Source organism: Streptomyces sp. NPDC046870 (genome assembly GCF_040704595.1).
In the GTDB taxonomy this organism is placed as follows: Bacteria; Actinomycetota; Actinomycetes; order Streptomycetales; family Streptomycetaceae; genus Streptomyces; species Streptomyces argyrophylli.
Map to the genome: position 1 here is coordinate 1 of NZ_JBEYXM010000057.1, position 7468 is coordinate 7468.

Sequence of the window (7468 nt, forward strand, 5' to 3'; positions counted from 1 at the left end):
CAGCTCCCGCTCACCCCCAACGGGAAGGTCGACACCAAGGCCCTCCCCGCGCCCGACCACCACCGGCCCGACCTCGACACCACCTACACCGCACCCCGGAACACGACGGAGGCGACCATCGCCGACGTGTGGTCCGACGTCCTCGGCGTCGACACCGTCGGCATCCACGACAACTTCTTCCACCTGGGCGGACACTCGCTGCTCGCCACGCAGGTGACGTCGCGGCTACGGCAACGGCTCGGCGTGGACGTCCCGGTGCGTGCCCTGTTCGCCTCGCCCACGCCGGCCACACTGGCCGGGGTCGTGCGCGAGCTGGAGACGGCCGACAAGGCGCCGCTGGTACCCGTCGACCGTGGCAGTGGTCCACAGCCGTTGTCGTTCGCGCAGCAGCGGCTGTGGTTCCTGGACCAGTTGACACCGGGCGGCGCCGAGTACCTCGTACCGTTCGGTCTGCGGGTGCGGGGCGCCCTCGACGCCGGTGCGCTGGGTCTGGCGTTCACCGGTCTGGTGACCCGCCACGAGGTACTGCGCACCCGGTTCGTCACGGACGACTCGGGCCGTCCCGCACAGATCGTGGACGCGCCGTGGTCGGTCACTCCGGTGGTGCACGACGTCCGGACCGTCTCGACGGCCGAGCGGGAGCGGGCCGCACTGGAGATCATGGCAGCCGAGGCACGCAGGCCGTTCGAACTGGACGGCGGGCGACTGCTGCGGGTGGACGTGGTTCGCGTCGCGGACGACGACCACTTCGTGCTGATCACGCTGCACCACATCGTGTCGGACGGCTGGTCTTCCGGGATCATGGCTCGCGAACTGCGCGAACTGTACGCGGCCGCCGTCGCCGGACGCGAGGCGTCACTGCCCGAACTGCCGATCCAGTACGCCGACTTCGCCGCCTGGCAGCGCGAGCAGCTCAGCGGTGATTTCCTGGACGGGCAGTTGGCGTACTGGCGCGAGCGCCTCGCGGGGGTGCCGGCCCTGGAACTGCCGACCGACCACGGGCGGCCGGCCGAGCGGGAGGGCGCCGAAGGCGACACCGTGTACTTCTCGGTGCCGCAGGAGGTGGCGGAGGCGCTGCGGTCCGCGGCGAGCGGGCAGGGCGCGAGTCTGTTCATGGCGCTGCTGTCCCTGTTCCAGATCGTCCTGGCCCGTTACTGCCGTCAGGACGACGTCGCGGTGGGCACCCCGATCGCGGGCCGCAACCGGGCCGAGACGGAGGACCTGATCGGCTTCTTCGTGAACACGCTGGTCCTGCGCACCGATCTGTCGGGTGATCCGACGTTCACCGAGCTGCTCGACCGGGTCAAGGACACCGCGCTCGGCGCCTACGACCACCAGGACCTGCCCTTCGAACGCCTCGTCGACGAGCTGGCCCCCGATCGCGACCTGTCCCGCAACCCGCTCTTCCAGACGATGTTCGTCTTCCAGAACACCCCGGACGACGACGCGTGGAGCCTGCCCGGCCTGACGGTAGAGCAGGTGGGCGTGGGCGGTCAGGACGCCAAGTTCGATCTCCAGCTGACCGCGGCCGAGTCGGGTGACGAGCTGCTGGCGGCCCTGGAGTACCGGACGGATCTGTTCGAGCGGGCGACGATCGAGCGCATGGCCGGCCACTTCACGACGCTGGCCGCGTCGGTGGCGGCCGCCCCGCGGGCCCGCCTGTCGGAGCTGAACATGCTGACGGAGCGGGAGCGGCAGGAGGTCCTGGTCGACTGGAACGGTGTCACCGGCCCGTACCCGGACACGGCCACCATCCATCGGCTGATCGAGGACCGGGTCGCCGCCGTCCCGGACGCGGTCGCTGTCACCTGGGGCGAGCGGCGCTGGTCCTATGCCGAGATCAACGCGCGTGCGAACCGTCTGGCTCATCATCTGCGGGGCTCGGGTATCACCCCGGACACCCTCGTCGCGGTGTGCCTGGAGCGTTCGCCGGATCTGATCGCGACGCTGCTGGGCATCTTGAAGGCGGGTGCCGCGTTCGTGCCTCTGGACCCGGACTACCCGACCGACCGGATCACTTACATGGTCGAGGACGCGAGTGCGCCTCTCGTCATCACGAGCACCGCTCTGGCGCATCGCCTGCCGGACACGGTCGACCGGCTGCTGGTCGACGCCGGGTGGCCGGCCGGTCCCGAGACCGATCCGGAGCCGTTGGCCTCGCCGGACGATCTGGCCTACGTCATCTACACCTCGGGTTCCACCGGCAAGCCCAAGGGTGTCGCCCTGGAACACCGGGGTGTGGTCAACTACCTGCACTGGTGCGACCGGAACTACCCGGCTGGTGCGCCTGGTGGGATCGGCAGCATCCTCTACTCGTCCGTCACCTTCGACCTGACGATCACCGCGCTGTTCCTGCCCCTGATCCAGGGCCAGCAACTGGTCGTCCCGGTGACCGGGCCCGACCAGACGGCGTTCGACGCGGCGATCGACGTGATCTGTGCCGGCACCCCGATCAGTTTCCTGAAGGCGACGCCTTCCCACCTGGAGGTCCTCGCCGCCCACCTGGAGAGCCGCGGGGCCCGGCATCACATCACCACGATCGTCGCCGGTGGTGAGAACCTCACACCCCAGCTCGTTTCCCGCCTGCTCGACGCCAGCAGCACACGGACCACCATCAGCAACGAGTACGGTGCGACCGAGGGCTCGGTGGCGAACGTGATGAGCCTGACCACGGAACCGGACCCGCACGGCGGGACGACCACCCTGGGCCGGGCCATCACCAACACCACGGTCTACGTCGTCGATCAGCACAACCAGCCCGCGCCCGTCGGCGTCCCCGGTCACGCCCTGCTGGGTGGTATCTGCCTGGCCAGGCACTACCACAACCGGCCGGAGCTGACCGCGCAGCGCTTCACCGCCAACCCCCTCAGCCCGCCCCGCCCCGACCCCCGCGTCTACCACACCGGCGACCTGGTCAAGTGGCGTCCGGACGGCACGCTGGAGTTCATCGGCCGGATCGACAACCAGGTCAAGGTGCGCGGCTACCGCATCGAACTCGGCGAGATCGAAAACGCCCTGACCACTCACCCCCACGTCCACGCCACCGCCGTGACCGTGCGCGAGGACACACCCGGCAACAAGCAACTCGTCGCCTACACCGTCCCCACCCCGGGACACACACCCGCCACGCACCAGCTCCGCGCACACCTTCAGCAGCAGCTGCCGGACTACATGGTCCCGGCCGTCTACGTCACCCTCGACCAGCTCCCGCTCACCCCCAACGGGAAGGTCGACACCAAGGCCCTCCCCGCGCCCGACCACCACCGGCCCGACCTCGACACCACCTACACCGCACCCCGGACGGACGTCGAGCGCACCCTCGCCGGCGTGTGGTCCGAGATCCTCGGTATCGACACCGTCGGCATCCACGACAACTTCTTCGAACTGGGCGGGGATTCGATCATCAGCATCCAGATGATCGCCCGGGCGAAGAAGTTCGGTGTGCACCTCACTCCGCGGCTGATCTTCAAGCACCAGACGATCGCCGAGATCGCGACACAGGCCGGTACGGCCACGCCGGTCGACGCGGAGCAGGGCCGGGTGGTGGGCGAGGTCCCGCTGACGCCGATCCAGCACTGGTTCTTCGAGAAGGACCTGCCGGCGTTCGACCACTTCAACCAGGCCGAACTCCTGGTCACCGACGGACTCGACCCCGAGGTGCTGCGTCCGGCGCTGGCCGACCTGATCGAGCACCACGACGCGCTGCGCCTGCGCTGCGCGGACGGGGCCGACGGCTGGCGGCAGTACCTGGACGAAACCGTGGACACCGGCATCCTCGACGTGCACGACCTGTCCGGCGTCGCGGACGAGGCCCTGGCGTCGGTGTCGCTGGACATCGCGGAGGAGACGCAGCAGAGCCTCGACCTGGCCAAGGGCCCCTTGCTGCGGGCCGCCCTGCTGGAGCTGGGGGCCACGCGCGGGCAGCGGCTGCTCGTCGTCGTGCACCACCTGGCGGTCGACGGCGTGTCCTGGCGGATCCTGCTGGAGGACCTGGGCAGTTGCTACGAGCGGCGGGCTGCCGGGCTCGCGCCCCTGCTGCCGGCGAAGACGACGTCGTTCCGGTCATGGGCGCAGCGTCTGCACGACTTCGCCCACTCCCCGCAGGCCCGGGCCGAGTTCGCCTACTGGTCCGAGCCCAAGCCGTCCGGCCGGGTGCCACGTGACCGGGACGGCCGCAACGACCTGGGATCCGCCGCCGGCGTCGTGGCGAGGCTCAGCCCCGAGGAGACCCGTGCCCTGCTCCGGGACGTTCCGAGGGTCTTCAACACCCGGATCAACGACGCGTTGCTGACCGCGCTCGCGCACGCCCTGCGCGACTGGACCGGGGACGACGAGACCCTGATCGGTCTGGAAGGGCACGGCCGCGAGGATCTGTTCCCCGACGTGGACCTGTCACGGACGGTGGGGTGGTTCACGTCCGTCTTCCCCGTCGCCCTGCGGCTGGAACCCGGAGCCACCGATGCGGTGGCCTCGCTCGACTCCGTCCGCGAGCAGCTGGCGCGGATCCCCAACAAGGGCGTCGGCTACGGCATCCTGCGCCATCTCGGCGCCCCGGACGTGGCCTCCGTACTGAGCCGGCAGCCCACTCCGGAAGTGAACTTCAACTACCTGGGGCAGTTCACCAGGGACCTGCCGGGCATCGGACGGTACGCCGGTCCCGAAGAGCCCAAGGGCCACTCGATCAGCCCGGACGGCATGCGCTGGAACGTACTGGACGTGACCGCCGCCGTCGAGGGCGACACGTTCGGCCTGTACGTCAACTACTCGACCGCGCTGCACGACCGGCGCACCGTCGAGCACCTGGCCGACGGTGTCCTCGGCCACCTGCGCGAGCTGATCGCCGGCAGCGCCGACGGAGCCGCCGACGCCCGCAGGGAGTCCCCTGGTGTTCCCCTCACCGATGTCGGTGACGCCGACATGGCCGCGATCCTGAAGAGGTTCTCGATATGAGCGCGCACAACGTGGAAGACGTCTACGGACTCTCACCCCTGCAGTTCGGCATGCTGTACCACTCACTGGAGGACACCTCCGACACGCGCCCCTACATGGTGCAGATGACGGAGGAGGTCGAAGGGCCCTTCGACGAGACGCTGTTCGGCGCCGCCTGGCAGCAACTCGTCGACCGGCACTCGATCCTCCGCAGTGCGTTCGTGTGGGAGGGGGTGTCGGAGCCGGTGCAGGTGGTGCAGCGCCGGGCCCCCCTCCCCTTCGAGGTGCGGGATCTACGCGGCCTGTCCGGCCAGGAGGAGCGGCTGAACGCCTTCCTGGCGGAGGACTGGGCACGGGGGTTCGACCTGTCACGGGCCCCGCTGGTCCGGGTCACCGTGCTGCGCATGACGGAGGAACGCCGCATCGTCGTCTGGTCGTTCCACCACATCCTCCTCGACGGCTGGAGCGTGCAGATCCTGCAGAAGGAACTGTTCGCCCTCTACCGCGCGCTGCTCGACGGCACTCCCGCCGAGCTGCCGCCGACGGTCCCGTACCGCCGGTACATCGAGTGGCTCAACTCCCGGCGGGACGACGACTCCGGGGCGTTCTGGTCCGAGTACCTGGCGGGCGTCACCGAGCCCACCGACCTGCACGTCGACCGGGACACCGGTGACACGGGAGTCGGCGAGTTCGAGGTGTGCGCCTCCGCGGACCTGTTCGCGCGGGCCCGGGACTACGCCAAGTCCCAGCGCGTCACGATGAACACCCTGGTACAGGGCCTGTGGTCCATCCTGCTCTCACGGTACAGCCGCCAGGACGAGGTGCTGTTCGGCTCGACCATCTCCGGCCGCTCGATCGACCTGCCCGGCGTCGAGTCGATGATGGGCCTGTTCATCAACACGCTGCCGGTGCGCGGCCGGCTCACGGGCGACCTGGTCGTCTCCGAGTGGCTGCGGGACCTCCAGGACGAGCAACTGGACATGCGGCAGTGGGAGTACTGCCACCTGGTCGACGTGCAGAAGCACAGCAGCATCCCGCGCGGGGAGCCGCTGTTCCGGTCCATCCTCGTCTTCGAGAACTACCCGGTGGTGCAGAAGCCGTCGGACTTCCCCGAGGGGCTGACCCGGCGCCTGGTGAACTGTGTCGAGCGCACCGGGTACCCGCTGACCCTCGTCGTCTCGGCCGGCCGGGCCCTGGAGTTCCGCTTCGTCTACGACCGCAGCAGGTTCGACGCGGAGACGGTCGAGCGCATGGCCGGCCACCTGGAAAGCCTGCTGGCCTCCGTGGTGGACTCGCCCGGGGCACGCATCGGCGACCTGAACATGCTGACGGAGCGGGAGCGGCAGGAGGTCCTGGTCGACTGGAACGGTGTCACCGGCCCGTACCCGGACACGGCGACGATCCATCGGCTGATCGAGGACCGGGTCGCCGCCGTCCCGGACGCGGTCGCTGTCACCTGGGGCGAGCGGCGCTGGTCCTATGCCGAGATCAACGCGCGTGCGAACCGTCTGGCCCATCATCTGCGGGGCTCGGGTATCACCCCGGACACCCTCGTCGCGGTGTGCCTGGAGCGTTCGCCGGATCTGGTCGCGACGCTGCTGGGGATTTTGAAGGCGGGTGCCGCGTTCGTGCCTCTGGACCCGGACTACCCGACCGACCGGATCACGTACATGGTCGAGGACGCGAGTGCGCCTCTCGTCATCACGAGCACCGCTCTGGCGCATCGTCTGCCGGACACGGTCGACCGGCTGCTGGTCGACGCCGGGTGGCCGGCCGGTCCCGAGACCGATCCGGAGCCGTTGGCCTCGCCGGACGATCTGGCGTACGTCATCTACACCTCGGGTTCCACCGGCAAGCCCAAGGGTGTCGCTCTGGAACACCGGGGTGTGGTCAACTACCTGCACTGGTGCGACCGGAACTATCCGGCTGGTGCGCCTGGTGGGATCGGCAGCATCCTCTACTCGTCGGTGACGTTCGACCTGACGATCACCGCGCTGTTCCTGCCCCTGATCCAGGGCCAGCAGCTGGTCGTCCCCGTGCCCGAGGCGGGGCAGACGGCCTTCGACGCCGCGATCGACCTCGTGTGCACGGACGTCCCGATCAGTTTCCTGAAGGCGACGCCTTCCCACCTGGAGGTCCTCGCCGCCCACCTGGAGAGCCGCGGGGCCCGGCATCGCATCGCCACGATCGTCGCCGGTGGTGAGAACCTCTCGCCCCAGCTCGTTTCCCGCCTGCTCGACGCCAGCAGCACACGGACCACCATCAGCAACGAGTACGGTGCGACCGAGGGCTCGGTGGCGAACGTGATGAGCCTGACCACGGAACCGGACCCGCACGGGGGAACCACAACGCTGGGCCGGGCCATCACCAACACCACGGTCTACGTCGTCGACCACCACGACCAGCCCGCGCCCGTCGGCGTCCCCGGCCATGCCCTGCTGGGCGGTATCTGCCTGGCCAGGCACTACCACAACCGGCCGGAGCTGACCGAGCAGCGCTTCACCGCCAACCCCCTCAGCCCGCCCCGCCCCGACCCCCG

2 protein-coding genes are annotated in these 7468 nt (G+C 69.6%); both read left to right on the forward strand.

Features of this window, described 5'->3' with window-relative positions:
* A partial coding sequence (locus AB0946_RS41705) for an amino acid adenylation domain-containing protein (protein ID WP_366765975.1) occupies positions 1–4950 on the forward strand: 4950 nt, incomplete at its 5' end.
* The coding region (locus AB0946_RS41710) for a condensation domain-containing protein (RefSeq protein WP_366765976.1) at positions 4947–7468 on the forward strand (2522 nt) is incomplete at its 3' end. The genes AB0946_RS41705 and AB0946_RS41710, both read left to right, overlap by 4 nt.